Annotated in this window: 20 protein-coding genes; 3 read left to right on the top strand and 17 right to left on the bottom strand. The window is 63.5% G+C overall.

What is annotated here, in order from left to right:
- Positions 1-92: 92 nt before the first annotated feature.
- The 6 genes from M2394_RS29120 to M2394_RS29095 all read right to left on the bottom strand — a co-directional run bounded on the left by M2394_RS29120 (position 93) and on the right by M2394_RS29095 (position 7,793).
- Positions 93-1,211 (bottom strand): succinylglutamate desuccinylase/aspartoacylase family protein, encoded by a 1,119-nt coding sequence (locus M2394_RS29120; RefSeq protein WP_259175610.1) that lies wholly within the window; start codon positions 1,209-1,211, stop codon positions 93-95.
- A 196-nt stretch (positions 1,212-1,407) separates the two neighbouring features.
- Positions 1,408-2,661, bottom strand: a complete 1,254-nt coding sequence (locus tag M2394_RS29115) for an OprD family porin (protein WP_259175609.1) — start codon at positions 2,659-2,661, stop codon at positions 1,408-1,410.
- A gap of 110 nt (positions 2,662-2,771) precedes the next feature.
- Positions 2,772-4,415: an ABC transporter ATP-binding protein gene (locus M2394_RS29110; RefSeq protein ID WP_259175608.1), complete on the bottom strand. Its 1,644-nt coding sequence runs from the start codon at positions 4,413-4,415 to the stop codon at positions 2,772-2,774.
- Complete coding sequence (locus tag M2394_RS29105; RefSeq protein ID WP_178923743.1) at positions 4,412-5,290, bottom strand: ABC transporter permease; 879 nt, start codon at positions 5,288-5,290, stop codon at positions 4,412-4,414. The genes M2394_RS29110 and M2394_RS29105 overlap by 4 nt, the downstream gene beginning before the upstream one ends.
- Positions 5,287-6,228 carry an ABC transporter permease gene (locus M2394_RS29100; RefSeq protein WP_178923745.1) on the bottom strand — a complete coding sequence of 314 codons (942 nt, stop codon included), beginning with the start codon at positions 6,226-6,228 and terminating at the stop codon, positions 5,287-5,289. The genes M2394_RS29105 and M2394_RS29100 overlap by 4 nt, the downstream gene beginning before the upstream one ends.
- Positions 6,229-6,230: 2 nt before the next feature.
- Positions 6,231-7,793: an ABC transporter substrate-binding protein gene (locus M2394_RS29095; protein ID WP_259175607.1), complete on the bottom strand. Its 1,563-nt coding sequence runs from the start codon at positions 7,791-7,793 to the stop codon at positions 6,231-6,233.
- Between the two features lie 379 nt (positions 7,794-8,172).
- Here M2394_RS29095 and M2394_RS29090 point away from each other — a divergent pair, with 379 nt between their 5' ends.
- Entirely contained in the window at positions 8,173-9,087 is a 915-nt protein-coding gene (locus M2394_RS29090; RefSeq protein WP_178923749.1) for a LysR substrate-binding domain-containing protein, read from the top strand.
- A gap of 24 nt (positions 9,088-9,111) precedes the next feature.
- Entirely contained in the window at positions 9,112-10,542 is a 1,431-nt protein-coding gene (locus tag M2394_RS29085; RefSeq protein WP_259175606.1) for a serine hydrolase, read from the top strand.
- Between the two features lie 49 nt (positions 10,543-10,591).
- On the opposite strand, the gene M2394_RS29080 is transcribed toward M2394_RS29085, so the two are convergent.
- The 10 genes from M2394_RS29080 to M2394_RS29035 form a co-directional block, all read right to left on the bottom strand.
- Entirely contained in the window at positions 10,592-11,926 is a 1,335-nt protein-coding gene (locus tag M2394_RS29080; protein WP_259175605.1) for an OprD family porin, read from the bottom strand.
- 144 nt (positions 11,927-12,070) lie between these two features.
- Positions 12,071-13,420 (bottom strand): aromatic acid/H+ symport family MFS transporter, encoded by a 1,350-nt coding sequence (locus M2394_RS29075; RefSeq protein ID WP_259175604.1) that lies wholly within the window; start codon positions 13,418-13,420, stop codon positions 12,071-12,073.
- A gap of 219 nt (positions 13,421-13,639) precedes the next feature.
- Complete coding sequence (gene dmpG / locus M2394_RS29070; protein ID WP_178923757.1) at positions 13,640-14,659, bottom strand: 4-hydroxy-2-oxovalerate aldolase; 1,020 nt, start codon at positions 14,657-14,659, stop codon at positions 13,640-13,642.
- Between the two features lie 10 nt (positions 14,660-14,669).
- Positions 14,670-15,602, bottom strand: a complete 933-nt coding sequence (locus tag M2394_RS29065) for an acetaldehyde dehydrogenase (acetylating) (RefSeq protein ID WP_259175603.1) — start codon at positions 15,600-15,602, stop codon at positions 14,670-14,672.
- Position 15,603: 1 nt separating this feature from the next.
- A complete protein-coding gene (locus M2394_RS29060) occupies positions 15,604-15,795 on the bottom strand; it encodes a 2-hydroxymuconate tautomerase (RefSeq protein WP_178923761.1) in 192 nt (63 codons plus the stop codon).
- A 10-nt stretch (positions 15,796-15,805) separates the two neighbouring features.
- The gene (gene dmpH, locus M2394_RS29055) at positions 15,806-16,606 is read right to left on the bottom strand and encodes a 2-oxo-3-hexenedioate decarboxylase (protein ID WP_259175602.1); all 801 of its coding nucleotides are present in this window, start codon (positions 16,604-16,606) and stop codon (positions 15,806-15,808) included.
- Positions 16,607-16,617: 11 nt separating this feature from the next.
- Positions 16,618-17,394, bottom strand: a complete 777-nt coding sequence (gene dmpE / locus M2394_RS29050; RefSeq protein ID WP_259175601.1) for a 2-oxopent-4-enoate hydratase — start codon at positions 17,392-17,394, stop codon at positions 16,618-16,620.
- Between the two features lie 8 nt (positions 17,395-17,402).
- The gene (locus tag M2394_RS29045) at positions 17,403-18,860 is read right to left on the bottom strand and encodes a 2-hydroxymuconic semialdehyde dehydrogenase (RefSeq protein ID WP_178923767.1); all 1,458 of its coding nucleotides are present in this window, start codon (positions 18,858-18,860) and stop codon (positions 17,403-17,405) included.
- Positions 18,857-19,561 carry a class II aldolase/adducin family protein gene (locus M2394_RS29040; RefSeq protein WP_259175600.1) on the bottom strand — a complete coding sequence of 235 codons (705 nt, stop codon included), beginning with the start codon at positions 19,559-19,561 and terminating at the stop codon, positions 18,857-18,859. Before M2394_RS29040 ends, M2394_RS29045 begins: the two co-directional genes overlap by 4 nt.
- A complete protein-coding gene (locus M2394_RS29035) occupies positions 19,558-20,421 on the bottom strand; it encodes a VOC family protein (protein ID WP_259175599.1) in 864 nt (287 codons plus the stop codon). Before M2394_RS29035 ends, M2394_RS29040 begins: the two co-directional genes overlap by 4 nt.
- A 106-nt stretch (positions 20,422-20,527) precedes the next feature.
- Between M2394_RS29035 and M2394_RS29030 the strand changes: the two genes are divergently transcribed.
- Positions 20,528-21,433: a LysR family transcriptional regulator gene (locus tag M2394_RS29030; RefSeq protein WP_259175598.1), complete on the top strand. Its 906-nt coding sequence runs from the start codon at positions 20,528-20,530 to the stop codon at positions 21,431-21,433.
- A gap of 192 nt (positions 21,434-21,625) precedes the next feature.
- On the opposite strand, the gene M2394_RS29025 is transcribed toward M2394_RS29030, so the two are convergent.
- Positions 21,626-22,204, bottom strand: a complete 579-nt coding sequence (locus M2394_RS29025) for a hypothetical protein (protein ID WP_178923775.1) — start codon at positions 22,202-22,204, stop codon at positions 21,626-21,628.
- Positions 22,205-22,232: the final 28 nt, after the last annotated feature.

The raw sequence follows: 22,232 nt of genomic DNA, 5'->3' as shown, positions 1-22,232 counted from the left end.
GAGCTGGCTTGCCTGCGATAACGGTCTGTCTGATGTACCGCTATCGCAGGCAAGCCAGCTCCCACAGTGAATTGCATTTCATGGCCGCAAGATCACGCGCTGAGCAGCTTGCCGCTGCGAATCGGCGTGGCGCCGGAGACCCGGCCCAGCGGGTCGCCCGGTTTCACGAAGCGCACATCACGGCGCATGTACAGCACTCCGGTGGTCTGGCTGTTGACCGTCACGGTCTGGCCGCTGTGGGGCTCGACGATGTCGAACAACGCCTGCCCCGCCTCAATGCGGCTGCCGACCGCGGCGCGGTGCACCAGCACGCCCGCGCTCGGCGCGTAGAACTGCTCGCTGCCCGCCAGTGGCGTGGCCGGGTTGCGTAGGGCCGGCAAGGGGCGCGGCGTGCCTTCGATGGCGCCCAGGTGGGTCAGGTAATCAATAATGGCGGCGGCGTCATGCTCCGCCAGCTCATAGGAGACGTCGCGCTGGCCACGGTGCTCCACCGTCACCGCAATGCTGCTGTCGGGGATCGGGAAACGCTCGCCCAATTGTTCGCGCAAGTTCACCCACAACAGGTACAGCGCTTCATCGAAGGAATTGGCCTGGGAGTCGGTGGCCAGCAACGTAGCTTCGGCGCCGATGTAACGGGCCAGGGGTTCGATGGTCGGCCACACCGACTCACCGGTGTAGAGGTGCATCGCCGCTTCGCGGGAGCAATGCAGGTCCAGCACGATGTCGGCGTCATGGGCCAGCAGCATCAGGGTCTGTTGCAGCGACTGGTATTCGTCCATCGGATGGGCGGCGCGCAGGCATTCGCCCCAGGCAGTGCGGATCAGCTCGCGGTTGGCGTGGATATCCTGGCCCAACTGGTGTTCGACCTTGCCGACAATCGCCTGGTATGGCACCGGGAAACCCCGGTTGTAATTGCGCCCGCTGCCCAGTTCAAAACGCCCGCTCGGGGCGCCCATGATGTACTGGCCCAGACCCGCCGGGTTGGCCACTGCCACCAGCACAACGTGCGCATTCAGGCGCCCGGCACTTTCCAGCGCCACCAGGTGCCGACGCAGCTGCGCGGCCACCAGCATCGCCGGGGTTTCATCGGCATGCAGCGCCGCCTGAATATAGATTTTTCGACCTGCACCCGCCGCGCCGTAATGCTCACTTTCCACGTACCTGTGGGTGCCCGGTGTCGCTTGCAGCAAGGGGTGTTGATTAAGTTTCATAAACCGGAAATCTCGATATTCGAGTGATGGACCTTGAGAAAAATACTAACGAGACCGGGTGATCGCCCGTAAGGGCGGCTACAGCTATCTCGATCTGATAATCCGATCAGTGTGGGAGCAGACTGTCTGGGGGCGCTTCGCACCCCAGCGCAAGCAAGCTTGCTCGCCACAGCAAGCCCGCTCCCACAGGGGTCGACTACCAGAGCGCCAGGGTGTAGCCCAACAGCACACGGTTCTCGTTGACGTCGTTGTAGAAGTTGCCCTTGGCCAGGGCGTTGCGCCAACGCATCGATACGCCTTTGAACGGACCGTTCTGCACCACGTAGCTGATGTCCAGGTCACGTTCCCATTCACGGCCCTCGCCGTTGAAACCGACCACCTCGGCCGAATCACCCTTGGCGTACTTGATGCCCATCAGCAGGCCTGGCAGCCCCAGGTCGGCAAAGTTGTAGTCGTAGCGCGCGTGCCAGGCCTGTTCCTTGGTCTGGGTGAAGTTGGTGAACTGGTACTCGGTGAACAGGTACGTGATCGAACCGTCCAGGTAGGTAAACGGCGTGGTGCCGTACTGGCGCTGGAAACCACCGCCGATGCTGTGGCCGCCGTATTGGTAGGTCAGGCGCGTACTCAGTGCGCGGTTGTCGACATTCCCCGCCAGACCCGCGCCGTCCTTGTCCGCCTTGAAGTAGCGCACGTCGGTTTTCAGGGTGCCGGGGCCCAGGCCGAAGTTGTTTTTGAAGCCGCCATATTGCTGGTGGTAGATGCTGTCCAGCGCCGCGTAGTGGTAGCTGAGCAAGGTGTTGGGTGTGAGCGAATAATCGCCACCGGCGAAGCGGAACTGATCGCTCAGGGCCGTGCTTTTGTAGACTTTGCTGACGGTGGTCAGCTTCATGTCTTCGTAGTTGGTGGAGTCGCGATCCTTGGCCTGGTCCAGCTGGCCAAGGCTGAGCTTGAGGTTGCTGATGTCGTTGGACACCAGTTGCGTGCCGCTGAACGACTGCGGGAACAACCGGCTGGTGTTGGGTTGCAGGGTCGGAAGGTCCGGCACCAGGTAGCCCACACGCAGCTCGCTCTTGGCGAAGCGCGCCTTGGCGGTCACGCCGAGCTTGGAATAACTGTCGGAGGCGCGCTTGTCGCTGTCACGTTGCAACAGGCCGGTGCCGGACAGCCCTGGGCTGGAGTCGAGCTTCAGGCCCAGCATGCCGATTGCATCCAGGCCGAAACCCACGGTGCCGTCGGTATACCCGGACTTGATACCGAGTAGAAAGCCTTGGGCCCACTCCGCACGCATCGACTGGGAAGCGGCTTCCCGGTAGTCACGGTTGAAGTAATAGTTCTTCAATTCCAGCGTACCGCTGCTGTCCTTGATGAAGTCCGCATGGGCGGCGAACGGGATCATCCCGCTGCTCACGACGCCTACGCCGGTGATGAATTGAGTCAGGGATTTTTTCATTTTTTTAGCTCCTGGCAGTGAGGGGTTGGGGGTGTTTTTATTGTTCTTCGGGCATGGCTTCGCCGTTCGCGCAAGTCGCTGATTTGCGCGGCGGGTGAAGTCAGTCCTGGTTACAGCGCTAGCGGTACGGGGCCCTGGCGGATGCGGTAGCCCCCGTTTTCAAGCTTCTCCAAGGGGCTGGCGGCGGCCAGCAACTTGCGGGTGTACGGGTGTTGCGGGCGGTCGAAGATCTCATCGCGCGCGCCCATTTCCACCACCCTGCCCTCGCTCATCACCGCCACCCGGTGCGCGATGCGCTCTACTGCCGCCAGGTCGTGGGAGATAAACAGACAGGCAAAGCCGTACTGGGCCTGCAAACGCTCGAACAGCTCCAGAATCTGCTTCTGGATGGTCATGTCCAACGCCGAGATCGGCTCATCGGCAATCACCAGTCGCGGGTGGCGCACCAGGGCGCGCCCAATGGCGACACGCTGGCGCTGGCCTCCGGAAAGCTGGTGCGGGAAACGGTCGACAAACTGCTCGGCCAGGCCGATGTCCAGCAGCGTCTTCGCCACCCGCTCACGCTTCTGCTCGGCGCTCATGCCGGGCACGTGGCGCAAGGGTTCGGCGAGGATGTCGCCGATCTTCATGCGCGGGTCGAGGGACGAGTACGGGTCCTGGAAAATCATCTGGCATTGCAGGCGATGTTCGCGGTTGCCGGACTTCAGAATGTCCACGCCCTCGAACTCGATGGCGCCGGCACAGGCTTTGTTCAGGCCGACAATGGCGCGGCCGAGGGTGGTCTTGCCCGAACCGCTGCCGCCCACCAGGGCCAGGGTTTCCCCCGGCGCAATGCTCAGGTTGGCCGAGTGCACCACCCGCTTGAACGCGGTGCGCCCCCAAAGGCTGCGCGGGCCAGGATGCTCGATGCACACGTCCTTGACCGTCAGCAGTGGGCCGTCGGCCTGCGGCAAGTCTGCCAGCACCCCGCGACGCGGCAGGGCCTCCAGCAGTTGCCGGGTGTAGTCGGCCTTGGGCGCCAACAGGATCTGTTCGATGGTGCCCTGCTCCACCGCACGGCCTTCGCGCATCACCACCACCTTGTGGGCGTAGCGCGCCACCAGCGACAGGTCATGGCTGATGAACAGAATCGCCGTGCCCTGTTCGCGGGTCAGGTCGAGCATCAGCTTCAACACGTCCAGCTGCGCCAGGCAATCCAGGGCGGTAGTGGGTTCGTCTGCGATCAGCAGCGCCGGGCGCAGCAGCATCACCGAAGCGAGCATGATGCGTTGGCGCATGCCGCCGGAGAACTCATGGGGGAATGCGGCCAGGCAACGCTCGGCATCCTTGATGCCGATGTGGCCGAGCATCTCCAGGCTGCGCTCGCGAATCTGCGCCTCGGTCAGCTTGGTGTGCAGGCGCAGCCCTTCGGCCATTTGTTCGCCAATGCTCATGGACGGGTTGAGCGACACCATCGGTTCCTGGAACACCATGCCGATCTTCGCCCCGCGCAGCTCGCGCAGTTGCTCGGGCTTGAGGCTGTTGAGGTCATGGCCCTGGAACCGCACCTGGCCCCCACAATGTTCCAGCGGCGGCGGCAGCAGGCCGATGGCGGCGCGGGCGGCCATGGTCTTGCCGCTGCCGGACTCACCCACCAGGGCGACGATCTCGCCGGGGGCGATGGTGAAGCTCAAGTCATTGACCGCCAGCGGGCCGTGGGCGCCGACGCGGATTTTCAGGTGATCGACTGCCAAAAGTACGTCAGGCATGCTCATTTACTCATCCGTGGATCAAGGCGGTCACGCAAGGCATCGCCACACAGGTTGAACGCCAGCAACGCCATGGCGATGCAGACACCGGGAAACAGCCCCAGCCAACTGGCTGTGGCGATATACGGCCGGCTGGCCGCGAGCATGTTGCCCCAGGTCGCCGCCGGTGGCGGCACACCCAGGCCGAGGAAGCTCAACGCACTTTCCGCGAGGATCGCCCAGCCGAACATGCTGGTAGCCAGCACACACACCGGGGCCACGCAGTTCGGTGCGATGTGGCGTAGCATGGTGTACAGCTCGGAGTTGCCGATCACCCGGGAGGCTTCGACGAACTCTTTCTCACGCAGCGACAGCACGGTACCGCGCACCACTCGCACCACCGACGGCGTGTAGGCCAGGCTCAGGGCAAACACAATGCCGTACAGGCTCGGGCCGATGATCGCCATCAGGCCCAGGGCCAACAGGATCCCCGGGAACGCCAGCAATGCGTCGTTGATCATCATCAGGCCACGGTCGACCCAGCCGCGCAGGAAGCCGGCCAGCAAGCCGAGGAACGTGCCGGCGATAATCGCCATGCTCACGGTCAACACACTGACCCACAGGCTGGTGTGCGCGCCGATCATCAGGCGGCTCAATACATCGCGGCCGTATTCATCAGTACCCAGCCAATGCGCGGCGGTCGGTGCCTGCAACCGCGCCAGCAGGTTCAGCGCCAGCGGGTCATGGGGCGTCCACACCAGGCCGAGCGCGGCCATGATCAACAGCAAGCCCAACAGGAACGCACCGATCAGCGCGTTCAACGGCGGCACGCGCCAGGCCCTGGGGGCACGCACCGGTGCAGGCAACAGCACCTCGGGTGCAACAGGAAGCGGCTTATTCATAACTTAACCCTGGGGTCGAAGAGCGGGTACAGCAGGTCCACCAACAGGTTGACCAGCACATAAACAAAGGTCACCAGCAACAGGCAGCCTTGCAGCACCGGGTAGTCCCGGGCGTAGATGGCGTCGACCATCAGGCGGCCGATGCCGGGCAGAGTGAACACGGTTTCCAGCACCGCGATACCGCTGAGCAGGTTGCCCAGGATCAGGCCGATCAGGGTCAGCGTCGGTGCAAACGAGTTGCGCAGCGCATGCCGCCACAACACCGCACGCTCCGACAGGCCCTTGGCACGGGCATGGGTGATGTACTCCAGGCGCAGCACTTCAATCGCACTGGCCCGGGCCATGCGGGTAATCGCACCCAGCTCCACCAGCGTCAGGGTGACAATCGGCAGCACGATAAAACTCAAGGCCTGCCATGGCGCCTGGCCAAACGACACGTACCCCACCACCGGCAACCAGCCCAGCTTGATGCCGAACGCATAGAGCAACAGCAGGCCCAACCAGAAGCTGGGAATCGACAGCAACAGGGTAGCGGTCGACACCACGCCAAAGTCCAGCGCGCTGTCCTGTTTCCAAGCAGCGAGCAAGCCCGCCGGCACCGCAATCAGGGCGGCCAGCAACACCGAGACCAACACAATCCCGGCGCTCACCTGGAAACGGTCGAGAATCAGCGGCAGCACCGCTTCGTTGGTGGTGATCGAATGCCCGAGGTCGCCGCTGAGCACCGCCTTGAACCAGATCAGGAACTGCATCGGCAACGGCTGGTCCAGGCCCAGGGACGCACGCGCCACCTCCAGGCTGTGGGCATCGGCCATGTCGCCGAGCATCAGCAACGCCGGGTCACCCGGTACCAGGCGGATGATCGCGAAGACCATCAGCGAGATCAGCAGCAAGGTCGGAATCGACATGGCCAGGCGTTGAGAGATAAAACGGAACATCCTCAATTACTCCCGGAGTTGGGGACGCTGACGGTCCACAGGCGCGGCTTGGACACCGGCCAGGTGCGCAGGCCCTTGACGTAGTCACGACTGGCGGCAATCGCGTTGCCGTTGTACATCGGGATCATCGGGACGTCCTTGATCATCTGCTGGTGCAATTGGTCGAACAGCGCCTGGCGCTTGGTGATGTCGCCTTCGCGCTGGGCTTCACGCAGCCAGTGACGGGCGTCGGGGTTGTCCCAGACCTTGCGCGCTTCCTTGTCCTTGTCGCCGGTCATCGAGTCGAAACTCAGGGCCGGGTCGAGGCGCTCGGAATACGGGAAGGCCATCATCTGGTAGTTGCCACTCTGGTAGCGTTCCAACTGGGTGCCCCACTCCAGGGTTTCCAGCTCCAGGTTGATGCCGCTGGCCTTGGCCATGGCTTGCACAAACACGCCCATGTCGAAGATCGCGGCGTAGCGCTTGTTGACGATCAGCTTGATCGGCTCGCCCTTGTAGCCGGCTTCACGCAGCAGTTGCGCCGTCTTGGCCGGGTCGAACGCAAAGCCCTGGTCCTCGACGGCGGTGTGGTAATGGCTGCCGCTGGCGACCATCGAGTTGTTGGCCTTGGAACGCCCGCCGGTGAGGGCTTCGACGATTTGCGCCGAGTCCAGCGCATGGGCGATGGCCTGGCGCAGGCGCACATCTTTGAGCAGCGGGTCGCGGGTCTGGAACAGCAAGGCGTTGACCGACATGGTGCCGCTGGAGGTCACCCGCACATTCGGGTTGGCCGCCAGTTCGGTGGCGTCCAGCGGGGTGACGTCGATCAGCAGGTCAACGTTCTTCGACAGCAGCGCCGCCTTGGCCGCCGCCGGGTCCGGGATCACCAGCAGGCGCACGCGGTCAAGGGTGGTGCTCTTGTTACCGGTGTAGCCGTCGGGGGCTTTTTCATCGCGGGCGCTGTAGTCGGCGTTACGCAGCAGTTCGACATATTGACCGGGCTTCCAGTCGCCCAAGCGGAACGGGCCGGTGCCGATCGGGGCTTTCCAGCTGCCGTCGGCCGCCACCGAGTCCGGGTGCAGGATGCCACTGCCGCCACATTCGGGCAGCGCGGTGCTGGTGAGGAACAGGCCGTTGGGCTTGTCGAGGGTGAACACCACTGTCAGCGGGTCCGGGGCGCTCATGTCGACGATCTTTGCGCCGCCATGCCCATCGAATTCAGGCGCGCAACGCCATTGGGTCTTGGGGTCGAGGAAGCGCTTCCAGGTCCACAGCACCTCGGCGGAGGTCAGCGGCTTGCCATTCTGGAACTTCACCCCGTCACGCAGGTGGAAGGTGTAGCGCAGGCCGTCGTCGGACACCTGCACGTCCTTCGCCAGCAGCGGGCCGACGGTGGCGTCTTCGCGAAAGGCCACCAGCCCTTCGGTGATGTGCATGATCACCGCATCGGAGTTGGTGTCGCGGTTCACACCCGGGTCGGTGCTGCGGATGTCAGCGTTGAGCGCCACCTTCAACACACTTTCAGCATGGGCAGTGCCCACCAGTGCCGCAGACAAGGCGCCTGCCAGGATAAAAGTCTTGTTCATGGATAACTGCACCTTAAAGATTCCTTACGCATGGAGTTCGGACGCTGGCAGGACCCAATAAGAGGCACGGCCGAACTCCTGGATAATTGTTGTTGTTCTGGTCGCCTTCACGGTTGGCGAATGTTCCTGGACCGATCTTATTCTTCGTGCGGCAAGCTTGAGAAGAACGCTCCAAGTGATCAGGCTCGGCTTTTCCGATCACCTGCCGAGCCGCGCGTGACCTGCCTGCAGCCTACCGAAAAATCAGGGATTGGAGCCGTTTGCATGCGTTCAAAAATAATGAACCTGATCGGCCAAACCGATCTGTGCGCACCTATAGCCATCAGATAAGCTGGCGGGCATTCAATGGTTTAAATGCTGAAACCTGAGGCAGTCCTTCATGACTCTCACCCACCTTCGTGCATTCTGTGCCGTGGTCGAAAAAGGCAGTTTCCGCTCTGCCGCACGCCAGTTGGATGTGGCGCAAAGCACCCTGACCCAATCGATCCAGACCCTGGAAAAGGAACTGGGCGTGGTGCTGCTGCAACGCTCCAACCAAGGCATCAACCTGACCCCGGCCGGCGAAGTGTTCCTGGTGCGTGCCCGCTCCATCACCCTGGACTGCGAACGCGCCTTGCTCGACCTGCAACCCTGGAAAGGCGAGCCTGAAGGCCATATCGACCTGGGTGTCACCTCCGAACCCCTGGCCGAGCTGCTGGTGCCGGTGCTGAGCAACTTCACCCAGCGCTTCCCGCGTATCCAGGTGCACGTGGCCAGCGGCACCACCAAGGGCCTGGTAGAAAAGGTCCGCGACGGCCGGCTGGATTTCGTGTTGTGCCCGCTGGCGCCCAATGTCACCGACATCGACCTGTCCATCGACCGCCTCTACCCGTCCAGCGCCGGCATCATTGCGCGCAAGGGCCATCCCCTGGCCCAGGCCAGGTCGGTGCGGGAACTGGTCGACTGCCAATGGATCAGCGTGCGCTCCACCGGCGTCATCGGCGGCGCAGAAAACCGCCTGGTGGAGCTGTTCCGCACCCAGGGCCTGGCACCGCCGAAAATCGCCATCACCACCGACTCCCTGCTGGAAACCCTGCACATCGTCTCCGAAACCGACTACCTCACCATCGAGCCGCGCATGCTGCCGGGGATGAAGCTGTTTTCCAGCGCCTTGACCACCATCGCCATCGAAGAGCCGCTGGCGTCGCGCGATGTGTGCCTGATCAGTCGCCGCTCCTCGCCCCTCACCGGGGTCAGCCAGGAGCTCACCAGCATGCTGATTTCCTATTCCCGGCTGGTGCACCGCAACCGTTGACCCACCCTACCCGCGAGCCCCTACATGCCCCCGATTTCCTATGATGGTTTGCCCCGCGCCAGTGCCAGCAGCGTGGGCGTGGACCCCGACCGCCTGATCGCCTTTCTCGACGAGGTCAAGGCCGCTGGCCTCGACCTGCACGGCTTCATGCTGTATCGCCATGGCCACGTCGTCGCCGAAGGCTGGACCTGGCCGGTCGACCCCAATGAGCCTCGCGTGCTGCACTCCATGGCCAAGAGCTTCACCGGTTGCGCCATCGGCCTGGCGATCGATGAGGGGTTGCTCAGGCTCGATGACCGGCTGGTGACCTTCTTCCCCGACGACGTACCGGCCGACGCCGACCCGCGCCTGAGCGATATGACCGTCGAACACCTGCTGACCATGCGCACCGGCCATGCCAGCAACACCTCCGGTTCCGTGTGGCGCGGCATCGACACCAGCTGGATCGCCGAATTTTTCAAGATTCCCCTGGCCTATGCGCCCGGCACCGAATACGTCTACACCAGCGCCGCCAGCTACATGCTCTCGGCGCTGATCAACCGCGTCACCGGGCAAACCCTCCACGACTACCTCAAGCCGCGCCTGTTCGAGCCGCTGGCCATTCACAACGAAACCTGGGACATCGGCCCCGACGGCGTGAACCCCGGCGGCAATGGCCTCACCGCACCGGTGTCGGCGGCACTCAAGCTGGCGGTGCTGCACGGGCAAAATGGCGTATGGGAAGGCCGACAAATCCTGCCGGCAGCCTGGGTCGAAGCCGCGACCCGGCCCCAGGGCGGGCCGGACAGCCGCTACGGCTACCACTGGATGATGAAACCGGGCGGTGCCTTCAGTGCACTGGGTGTGTTTGTGCAGATGGCGGCGGTGTACCGCGAACATGGCGCGACGCTGGTAGTGGTCGGCGGCATGAAGAACTCGGCCGAGATCATTCCGTTTATCGAGCGGTATTTTCCGGCGGCGTTTGGCGGCGGTGGGACGCCCGAGGCGGATGCGCGACTGGAGGCGCGCTTGGCGAGCATGGCTGAGCGGCCGTTATTGGTTTCAGCCTGTGCGGCACCCGCAGACTCGACGCGCGTGTTTGCGATGGCCGAGAACGGGTTGGGCGTGAAGCAGTTGTCGTTCGACTTCCGGGCGGGTGTGCTGACGTTCGAATTGACCGACAACCAAGCGACTCACCGCCTGAGCGTGGGCATCGACGACTGGCTGCCAGGCAACACCAGCATGCCCGGCCGCGCCTTGCACCATGGCTATGAATTCCACAATGCGCAGATCGTCGCCGGCGCTCGCTGGCTGAATGCCCAGACCCTGGAAATGACCTGGATCTACCCGCAGACGGCCTTCAGGGACCGGGTGGTGTGCGTGTTCGAAGGTGACGGCGTGAGCTTCGCGCGCACCGTCAACGTCAACAGCGCAGAGCGAGAGCAGGCAGTGCTGGTGAGTACAACACAATCCTAAATGTGGGAGCGGCGGTTCGACGCTCCCACATTTTGATTTTTGCCCGGCCTTAGAAAAACGCGTGGGTATAGGTCAGATAAAGCCGGTTCTCATCCAGGTCCCGCTGTGTAGCCACGGTGCTGCGCAGCATCGCATTGCGCCACTGCACGGCGAACCCGGTGAGCGGCTTGCTCTGGAAGGCATAGGTCAGCATCACATCACGTTCCCACTCGTGCTGCGGGCCCTGGTCGGACTTGATATCCCCGCCACGCTGGTAGACCACTTGGGAGGTCAGCCCCGGCAACCCTAACGTGGCAAAGTTGAACGCATGTTGCGCCACCCAGGTGTTCTCCCCGGCGCGCTGGAAACGTGCGCCGGTCTGGCGGTCGGTGATCAGGTAGGTCGCCGAGCCGTCGCCTTGATTGAGGAACGGAAAGTCGCTGGAACCGTTGAGGTGCTGGTAGCCCAGGCTCACCGCATGGCCGCCCAGGCTGTAGGTGAACAGCCCCGCCAGCACGCGGTTATCGACTTCACCGTTGTTGTGGTAACCGGTGCTGCGATAGCCCTCGGCACGCCCGGCAACGTTGCCGTTGCGGCCGTCCGATGAACTGTCGAAAAAGCGCAGGTCAGTTTTGAAGCTGCCCACCGGCAGGGTCAGGGTGTGGACCAGGCCGACGAAGTGCTGCTGGTAGAAGTCTTCGAGGTCGCCGTAGTAGTACTGCAACAACAGGTTCGGGCGCAGCGTGTAATCCACGCCGGCGTAGTAGAACTGGTTGCTGCGCTTGCCGGTCGGGCCGCCAGCCCCGCTGATGGCGAGGTCTTCGTTGTTGGACGAGTTACGGCTTTTCACACCGCTCAAGCGTCCGCCGATCAGGGTGAAGTTGTCGAAGTCCTTGGACGTGGCCTGCCAACCCTGGAAGGTTTCCGGCAACAACCGGCCATCGTTGTAGACCACCACCGGCAACCTTGGCATCAGGGTGCCCACTTTCAGTTCAGTCTTGGCCACGCGCACCTTGCCGGTCAGCCCCAGGCTGCTGAAGTCACTGACCGCGCGCCCGTCGCTGTCGGTGGGGAAGACGAACCCGCCCTGGGTCACGCTGTTGGGGTTGCCGTGGGTGCCGCGCCCGGAATCCAGGCGAATGCCGAGCATGCCCAGTGCGTCCACGCCAACACCTACCGGGCCCTGGGTGTAGCCGGATGTGAAGTTGAGGATAAAGCCCTGGCCCCACTCCTCCAGCTTGGACGGCTGGGCCGGGCCACTGCGGTTGTCCTGGTTGAAGTAGACGTTGCGCGCCTCAAGCTTGGCGTGGGCATCATCGATGAAGCCTTCGGCCTGGGCGACCGAGCTGACGGCGAGCAAAACGCAGGCGCACGCAGGCGCCGCTTGGAATACGGAAGTTTTCATTGGGTGTACCCGTTGGCTTTTATTGTTGTGTGGGGTGCAGCTAAAACTTGTAGGAGCCGGCTTGCCGGCGATGGCGGTTTTGAGGCCTGCGATGAAGGCAAAGTCCTCATCGCCGGCAAGCCGGCTCCTACAAAAACAGGGGTGTCAGGTTGGGAGTACGGTGACCTCAGGCCCGCGCTTTTTTTCGGTCATGCGCTGCAAAGAGAAGATCGCAATCGAACCGAACAACGCGGGAATCGCCAGCACCACAAAGAACACTGAGGGCTGGCCCAGCTGCGCGATCAGCCATGCGCCGAGCACCGAACCGATGATCGAACCCACCCGCCCGTTGGCCATGGCCCAGCTCACGCCGGTCGCCCGTGCTGCCGTCGGGTAGATGCTCGCCGACAGCAGGTTCAAGCCGTTCTGCGCCCCGGCAACGCCAAAGCCGACCATGAACACCGTGAGCCCCAGCCAGAACGCGTCCGCCAGCACAAAACCAATCAGCGCGATCACCAGCGCCGAACCGAGGTAGGCCAGGCCCAATACCCGATACGGGCTGACACGGTCCATCAGCAACGCCATGAGAATGGCGCCCACGGTGCCGCCCAGCGGCACCATCGCACCGATCCGCGCAGCGGCGGCGATGTCGTAGCCGGCGTCCTTGAGGATGCTCGGCAGCCAGCTGGTCAGGAGATAGAACACAAACAAGGAGCAGAAGAACGTGCCCCACAACAGCACGGTGCGCAGGGCACGGTTTTCGATGAACAGTTGCGAGATCGGCGAACGCACGGCCACCGGGCTTTGCGGCTCGATGAAGGTGACGTCGTGCAGGTCGTTGCGGCCGGTGATCTTGCCCATCACCTTGCGCAGCGCATCGGCATGCTGCGGATGAGCAGCCATGAAGCGCACCGATTCGGGCAGCAACCACGCCAGCAATGGCAGCAACAGCAACGGCACGATGCCACCGATCATCAGCACGCCACGCCAGCCGAACACCGGGATGATCTGGCTGGCCACCGCACCGCCGAGCGCCAGGCCGGTGGTGAACCCGCTGTAGCTCAAGGTGACCATGATCATCCGGCGCCGGGCCGGCGAATACTCGGCGCTCAAGGTGATGCACGTCGGCATCGCCCCGCCCAGGCCGATGCCGGTGAGAAAGCGCAAGGCGGTGAGCATGTCGATGGAGGTGGAATATGCCGAAGCCAGGGTGCCGAGGCTGAAGATCAGCACCGAGACCAGCAACACCTTCTTGCGCCCGTAGGCATCGGCCACCGGGCCGAAGATAAACGCGCCGACCATCAGGCCGAACAGCCCGGCGCCGAAGGCCGGGGACAGTTGCGCCGGTTGCAGGCCCCATTCCTGGCGCAGGGCCGGGGCGATGTAGCCGATGACGGCGGTGTCGAAGCCGTCCACCAGTACCACCAGGAAGCACAAGACCAGCACCATGATCTGGTAGCCGGAAATCCTGTTGTTATCAATTGTTGCGCCTAGGTTGGCAGTCTTGCTGTTCATCAATGTTCCCCTGTTTTTGGAGTTGTCTTGGGGTGAAGCCAATGTACTGCAACGCAAATTTTCCAGTTTGAAATCCGATCACCTGTGGGAGCGGCGGTGCGACTTGCTCGCGAAAGCGGTGTGTCAGTTAACACATCAGTGGCTGGCCCAACGTCTTCGCGAGCAAGTCGAATCGTCGCACCGTCGCTCCCACATTGGGTTCTCCACCAGCAAGTGAAATCACCGGTTAAGCAGGTCGAGTGCGACGTCGACGATCATGTCCTCCTGCCCGCCCACCATGCGGCGTTTGCCCAGTTCCACGAGGATGTCCACGGTCTTGAGGTCGTAGCGCCTGGCCGCGACTTCGGCATGCCGCAAAAAGCTCGAATACACCCCGGCGTAACCCAGGGCCAGGGTCTCGCGGTCCACCCGCACCGGGCGGTCCTGCAGTGGGCGCACAATGTCGTCGGCGGCGTCCATCAGTGCGTACAGGTCAGTGCCGTGGTTCCAGCCCATGCGGTCGGCGGCGGCGATGAACACCTCCAGCGGCGCATTGCCCGCACCGGCGCCCATGCCGGCGAGACTGGCGTCGATGCGGTCGCAGCCCTCCTCCACGGCGACGATGGAGTTGGCCACCCCCAGCGACAGGTTGTGGTGGGCATGCATGCCGGTTTCGGTCTCAGGCTTGAGCACGGCCTTCACCGCGCGGAAACGCTCACGGATGTCGTGCATGCCCATGGCGCCGCCGGAGTCCACCACGTAGATGCAGGTGGCGCCGTAGCTTTCCATTTTCTTGGCTTCGACGGCCAGGTTCTGCGGGCTGGTGAGGTGGCTCATCATCAGGAAACCCACGGTGTCCATGCCCAGGGTGCGCGCGAACTCGATGTGCTGGCGGGCGCAGTCGGCCTCGGTGCAATGGGTGGCTACCCGCACCACCCGCGCCCCGGCGTTGTACGCGGCCTTGAGGTCGTGCACCGTGCCAATGCCCGGCAGCAACAGGGTGGCGACCTTGGCGTGGCGGATCACATCGCTGACCGCCTCGATCCACTCAAGGTCGGTATGGGCACCAAAGCCGTAGTTGAAGCTAGAGCCTTGCAGGCCGTCGCCGTGGGCCACTTCGATGGAGTCGACACGGGCCTTGTCCAGGGCGCGGGCGATGGTTTGCACGTTGTCGAGGGAATACTGGTGACGCACGGCATGGCTGCCGTCGCGCAGGGTCACGTCGCTGATATACAGCTTCTTGCCAGGGTTGAAGGTCATGGTCGGGGCCTCACAAAGCCTGCGCCATGCGCTCGGCGGTGGCCAGCGCAGCGGAGGTCATGATGTCGAGATTGCCGGCGTAAGCCGGCAGGTAATGGGCGGCGCCTTCGACTTCGAGGAACACCGTGGTCTTCAAGCCGCTGAAGCGGCCCAGCCCGGGAATGTTCAACGGTGCGTCGGGCGTGATCACGTCGAACTGCACCTGCTGTTTCAGGCGATACCCCGGCACGTAGGCCGTGACCGCATTGGCCATGTCTTCGATGGACGCTTGTACTTCAGCCTGATCCGCCGCCTCCGACAACACGTACACCGTGTCACGCATCATCAGCGGCGGTTCGGCCGGATTGAGCACGATGATCGCCTTGCCCTTGCCCGCGCCGCCTACCGCCTCGATGGCCTGGGCGGTGGTTTCGGTGAACTCGTCGATGTTCGCCCGGGTGCCGGGGCCGGCGGATTTGCTGCTGATGGAGGCAATGATTTCCGCGTAATGCACCTTGGCCACCCGGGACACCGCCGCCACCATCGGAATGGTCGCCTGGCCGCCGCACGTGACCATGTTCACGTTCAGCGCCGCCAGGTTGGCGTCCAGGTTCACCACCGGTACGCAATACGGGCCAATGGCTGCCGGCGTCAGGTCGATCACGCGGATGCCCGACTTGTGCTGGCGCAGCAGTGCATCGTTGGCCACATGGGCGGTGGCCGAGGTGGCGTCAAAGACAAAGTCGATCCCGGCAAACTCCGGCATGCGCACCAGGCCTTCAACCCCCTCGTGGGTGGTGGCAACGCCCAGGCGCCGCGCCCGTTCAAGGCCGTCGGAGGCGGCATCGATGCCCACCATCACCGCCATCTGCAACTGCTGGCCATGGCGCAGGATCTTGATCATCAGGTCGGTGCCAATGTTGCCCGAGCCGATGATTGCGACGTTCTTCTTGTGTGTGCTCATGTCAGCGCCCCAGGGCCTTGGCGGTTTTGCCGGCGATCCCGAACTGGGTCTTCGGCACTTCGGTGATGATCACCCGCACGGACTCCGGCGGGGCCTGGATCGAGTCGACCGCAGCCTGGGTCAACGCCTCGATCAGCCGCGCCTTTTGCTCGTCGTCGCGGCCTTCAATCAGATAAACCTGCATGATCGGCATGGTGCTTTCCTCACTCGGACTTGGCGGCAAAGCGCATGGACACGCTGCCCAGGTGCTGGTAGCGCACGGTGATCTGGTCGCCCGCCGCCACCGCAATGGCTTCGGTCACGCCACCGGTCATGATGAAGGTGCCGGCAGGCAGCTCCTTGCCCTGGGTGGCCAGCATGTTGGCGAGCATCGCCACGCTTTGCGCCGGGTGGCCGAGCACGGCGGCACCGGCGGCGGTGGCGACCACTTCACCGTTCTTTTCCATCACCACGCCCAGGCACTTGAGGTCGATGCCCAGCGGGCTGCGAGCCTGCCCGCCGGTGACAAAACGGGCGGACGAGGTGTTGTCGGCGATCACGCTTTTAAGGTCGAAGCGGAAGTGTTCATAACGCGAGTCGATCACTTCCACCGCCGGCAAAATGAAGTCGGTGGCCGCCAGCACATCCCCCACGTGCACGCCCGGGCCTTTGAGCGGGTGCTTGAGCACAAAGGCGATTTCGGCCTCGACCTTGGGGTGGATCAGCCTATCGACGTCGATCACCGAACCATCGGCGCAGGCGCCGTAGTCGGTGATAAAACCGTGGATCGGTTCGGTGACGCCCATCTGCTTCATCTTGGCAAAGGACGTCAGGCCCATCTTCAGGCCGACAATGCGCACGCCTCGTGCTTCCTTGTTGGCGCGGATGGTGTTCTGGATCGCGTAGGCATCCTCCCAGTCCATGTCCGGGTGGGCGTCGGTGATCTTGGTCACGGCTTCACGGTTGAGCTCGGCGTTTTCCAGGTGAATGGCCAGTTCGGCGATGGTTGCGGCTGACAGGTTCATGGGGTGGTCCTTCAAACAAAACGGATGGAAGCCGAGCCGATACCGCCCAGGCTCATGCGCAACTGGTCACCCGGCTGGACCGGGACCATGGCGGCCAGGGAGCCGGACAGGATCACCTCGCCTTTCTTCAACGGGATGCCCAGACGCCCCAGGGTATTGGCCAGCCATACCACGGCATTCGCCGGGTGGCCGAGGGCCGCCGCACCGGCGCCGGTGGCGACGATCTCGCCGTTCTTTTCCAGGGTCATGCCCACGCACGCCAAGTCGATGTCACGCGGGTCGGCCACGCCGTCGCCGAGCACGAACGCCGCGGCCGAGGCATTGTCGGCGACGGTGTCCTGGATCTTGATTTTCCAGTCCTTGATTCGCGAATCGACGATCTCGAAGCACGGCATCACATACGCGGTGGCGCGCAGTACATCAGCCACGGTCACGCCCGGACCGACCAGGTCCTGTTTGAGCACAAAGGCGATCTCGCCTTCGGCCTTGGGCGCGATGAAGTCGGCGCACGCCAGCGCGGCACCGTCGTTGACCAGCATGCCGCTGAGCAGGTGGCCGAAGTCGGGCTGGTCCACGCCGAGCATGTCCATCACCACTTGGCTGGTGACGCCGATCTTCTTGCCGATCACGGTTTGCCCGGCATCGAGGCGCGGTTGCAGCATGGCCAGCTGGATCTGGTAGGCGTCGGCCACCGTCAGCTCGGGGTATTGCTCGGTCAGCGGCGCCAGCGGTTTACGCGCGGTGAGTGCCTGGTGCAGTTGCGCGCCGAGGGGGTTGAGATGTGTCATGGCGGACCTCACAGACGGATGCACACGTTGCGCAGTTCGGTGTAGAACTCCAGGGAATGCACCCCGCCCTCACGGCCAATGCCCGATTGCTTGGCGCCACCAAACGCGGTGCGCAGGTCGCGCAGGAACCACGAATTGATCCAGCAGATGCCCACATCCAGCGCGGCGCCCATGCGGTGGGCAACCTGCAGGTCGGTGGTCCACACGCTGGCGGCCAGGCCGTAGGGCGTGTCGTTGACCAGGCGCACCACCTCGTCTTCATCATCGAACGGTGCGATGTGGCAGCACGGGCCGAAGATTTCTTCACGCACAACAGCAGAGTCTTCCGACAAGCCGGTCCAGATCGTCGGCTGCACCCAGGCGCCTTCGGCCAGTTCGGCAGGCATGTCCGGGATGCCGCCGCCGGTCACGACGGTGGCGCCGTCTTTGGCCGCCTGGGCGTAATAGCTCAACACCTTCTGGCGGTGGCCCACGGAAACCAGCGGGCCCATGGTGACGCCAGGAGCATTTGGCGGGCCGACCTTGATGGCTTCGGCACGCGCCTTGAGGGCGGCGACAAACGCCTCGAACAGCGGCCGTTGCACGTACACGCGCTCAGTGCCCAGGCACACCTGGCCGCTGTTTTCGAACACCGCGCGGGCGATGCCGGCCACGGCCTTGTCCAGGTCGGCGTCGGCGAAAATCACCCCGGCGTTCTTGCCACCCAGTTCCAGCGAGACCGGGCGTACGCCCTTGGCCGCGGCTTTCATGATCGCTTCGCCGGTACCGGTTTCGCCGGTAAAGGTGATGCCGTCTACGTCTTGATGTTCGGTGAGGAAGGCCCCCGCCGAGTGTTCGCCAAAGCCGTGCACCACGTTGTAGACACCTGCGGGCACGCCGGCGTCGCGCATCACTTCACCGAGCAAGGTGGCAGTGGCCGGGGTTTCTTCCGACGGTTTGACCACCACGGTGTTGCCGCAGGCCAGGGCCGGGCCGACTTTCCAGGTCATCAGCAGCAGCGGCAGGTTCCACGGGCAGATCACCCCGATCACCCCGCGCGGGTTGCGCACCGCGTAGTTGACCGCCTTGCCGCCGTCGGGGGTGTCCATGGTGAAACTTTCGGTGGGCACGTTACGGATCAGGTCGGCAAACACCTTGAAGTTGGCAGCGCCACGGGGGATATCCAGGTGACTGGCCAGCGCGTGGGGCTTGCCGGTGTCGGCCACTTCAGCGGCGACGAACTCTTCGGCGCGCTGTTCGATGCCGTCGGCCACCTTGTGCAGCAAGGCGGTGCGTTGGGCGATGGTCATCTTGCCCCAGGGGCCGCTCAGTGCGGCGCGGGCGGCTTTGACCGCCGCGTCGACCTGCTCGCGGCCGGCCTCGTGAACCTGGCCGATCACGCTATTGTCGGCCGGGTTGCGGTTGTCGAAGGTGCGCACGCCCTCGACCCATTGGTTATCGATGAAGTTATGAAAATGCTTGGTCATGGTTGGCGCTCGTCTCTTGTTATCAGGTTCAGCTCGGCATCGCCGGCGGTGAGGTAGTCCCACATGCGTTCAAAGATTCGCCCGCTGGCGGTGGCGCGGCGGTCCGCTTCTTCACGGCTCAGCAGCGGTGCGTGGTCGGCCACGCCGGCCGCCAGCAGTTGCAGTTCGATACGGGCGGCGTCTTCGAGGTAGAACACCAGGGTCAGTGCTTCCACCAGGGAGCCGCCGACCACCATGGCGCCGTTGCCACGCATCACCAGGGCCTGGGCGCAGCCCAACTGTTCGGCCAGGGCGGCGGCCTGCGAGTCGTCGCGTAGCAGTTGCGGGTCATCCCACAGCGGCACGCCGTCCTTGAAATAGGCGCCCATGCCGTGGCGCAAACGCGGGGTCAGCCCGGCGCAGGACAAGCTCATCACCTGCATCGGCATGCAGCGGATCACCGCGTTGACGTCTGGCCGACGCTGGTAAATCTGTTGATGAATGCGCACTTCACCCAGCACACCCTCCGGCAGCGGACCATGCACCGGCACCACGGTGCCGGGCTCGCCGGGCGGGATCAGGCCCATGGGCTTGGCGGCGCACACCAGGAAGTGCTCGGCATCCAGACGCAGGCTGCAATGGCCGTAGGCGTGCACAAAACCGGCGTTGGCCAGGGCACGCGCGGCCACCCGCACTTCGGCTTCTTGGCTGACGCGGCTCATGATTTGAACTCCGGAATGTCCGGCTTCGAACCCCAGGCACAGAACGAGCTGGTGACCAGCGGGAATTGCCGGGGCTGGTGGGTGGCCTCGTCTTCCGGGGCGATATGACTCACCCCAGTGGAATATTCGTAGGTCATGCCATCTGGCCCTTCGAAGTACAGGAACATCGCCCCTGACGTCGGGTGACGACCCGGCCCGAACAGAATCCTGATCCCGCGTTCCTTGAGGAAGTACCAGGCGCGCATCACGTCATCGATGCTTTCCACCTGGTGGTTGATGTGCTGTACGCCGGCATGGCTGGAGGGGAACAGCGCGATCTTGTGATGCACCTCATCGATGCGCAGCAGCGGCGCTTCACCGATGCGGTCACTGACCCGTGCGTTGGCCAGGGTGGTCCAGAACGCTTCGTCGCGCTTGGCGTCGGTGGTGCGCAGGCCGATATGGCTGAAACCGGTGATACCGGCATCGCGGGTGGCGAAGTAACGGCTGCCACTGGCATGGGGGCGCAGCACCAGTTCGATGTGATTGCCGCTGGGGTCGCGAAACTGAATCAGCTCGTTGACGTGACGCACCTCGGCGTCCTGGCGACTGCCATGGCGCACGGCAAAGCCGTTGTCTTCGAGCAATTGGGCGGCGTGGTCGAGTTCGTTCCAGCTGGTGACTTCGAAGGCGGTGGTGGTTTCCCGTGGGTCGCCTTCGTAGTAGCACAGGGTGTGGTCGCGGCTGTCGGAGCGAAAATAGATCGCACCGTTGGTCTCGCGCACCACCTGCAGGCCGAGCATCTGCGTGGCGTACAGCTTGGCCTGGGCAAGGTCCGCCGTGCCCAGACGCACATAGCGGATGTCATGCAGATTGATCATGAGGGTGCCTCTTGGTTTTATTCTTGTCTGGACACCATCCTCGCCGTGGGGCACAAATAGCAGAAGCAAATTCTAGTTATTCAAACTATTTGATCTGGTTATAGTCATGCGCACGGACCTGAACCTGCTACGCGTCTTGTTGGCCATTCACGATTGCGGCAACGTCACCGCCGCCGCCAAGCGCCTGGGCATGAGCCAGCCCGCCGCCAGTGCCGCGTTATCGCGCTTGCGTCACTCCCTCGGCGACCCCTTGTTCGTGCGCAGCGGCACCGCCATGGAGCCCACGCCACGGGCGCGCAGCATCGTCGAACGCACCCGCGAAGTGATCGCCACCATCGACCAGGAAATCCTCCCCAGCCCCACCTTCGACCCGGAGCAAAGCCGCGAAACCTTCACCTTCTGCCTCAGTGAAATCGGTGAAGTGGTGTTCCTCCCCGCCCTCTTCGACCGCCTGCGCAGTGCCGCGCCCCACGCCAAGATCCAGTGCCTGAGCCTTGGCCCCAAAGACCTCCACGACGCCCTGCGCGAAGGCCGCGTGGACTCGGCGCTGGGCTACTTCCCCGACCTCGACGCGCCGAACATCTACCAACAACGCCTGTTCGACCACGACCTGGTCTGCCTCATCGGCCGCCACCACCGCATCACCGCGCCGCAACTGAGCATGGAAGAGTTCTGCACACTGGAGCACCTGCAGGTACGCGACGGCAGCCGCAGCCAGGAAATGTACGAGAGCTTTCTGGCCGAGCAAGGGATCGAAAGGAAGATCGTGGTGCAGATGTCCCACTACATGAGCATGTCGGCCATCATCGAGCGCTCGGAGTTGATCGCGGTGATGCCGAGGTCGGTGGCACATATCTATGAAAAGCACTCGGCGGTGCGAATGATTGAACCGCCGGTGGAGATACCGCCGTATAGCTTGAAACACCACTGGCATGCGCGGAATCAGAAGGATCCGCGGCATTTGTGGTTGAGGAAGGAGGTGGTGGGGATTTTTGGGGATGGGCGAAAATAGTACACCGCTAACCCCCTGTGGGAGTGGCGGTGCGACGATTCGACTTGCTCGCGAAGGCGGTGTGTCAGTCGACTCAGATGCCAGCTGGCCTACCGCTTTCGCAGGCAAGCCAGCTCCCACATTTTGAGCTGTGTTCGGTCGAGAAATTGGGTACACCGCTGATCCCCTGTGGTGGCGGGCTTGAAGAGTGCTTTAAACCTCCACTTCCTTCTCCAGCACCAAGGTAATCCCCGTTTGCGAGTACACCTTCGACCAGGTGTTCATCGTCTTGAAGTTATCGTGGTTGTCGCCATCGGCCGGGTCCATGAAGTCTCCGCCCGGGCGCAGCATTACGTAGTGCAGCCCCACTACAAAGGTGGTGACCACACACAACGCTCGGCGATTCGCGGCCATCGGCGGCGGCGCGCCGTGGATCACGGGGAAGCCTGCCTTCACGCAAAGCTCTTCGCACTTGGGGTACAAGGTGGCCAATGCGCTGGCCAGAAAGCCTTCCATGTAGATGGTCACGTTCAACCCCAACGTCCGCGCCGCCAACGCCACGCTGTGGGGGTAGGAGTAGCCGGCTTTGGTCGGATCGAAGGGTTTGACCACCCCGCCGGTCAGCGCGCCGGAGGTGAATTTGTAGAGTTCCACCTCACACATGTTGGTGCGCAACGCATCGGTTGCGGTCATGCCACCGGGCAAAGTTGCCTCCAGCTCCACTGCCGCGCACAACAACGACGCAGCCCCACAGGAAAAATCAAAAGCCTGTTTCTTTTTCGCAGCCGGCATAAGCACACTTCCATTGAGTTCATGCGGG

It is taken from the genome of Pseudomonas sp. BIGb0164 (assembly GCF_024810135.1).
Lineage (GTDB): Bacteria > Pseudomonadota > Gammaproteobacteria > Pseudomonadales > Pseudomonadaceae > Aquipseudomonas.
This window is presented reverse-complemented; position numbering and strand designations above follow the sequence as displayed.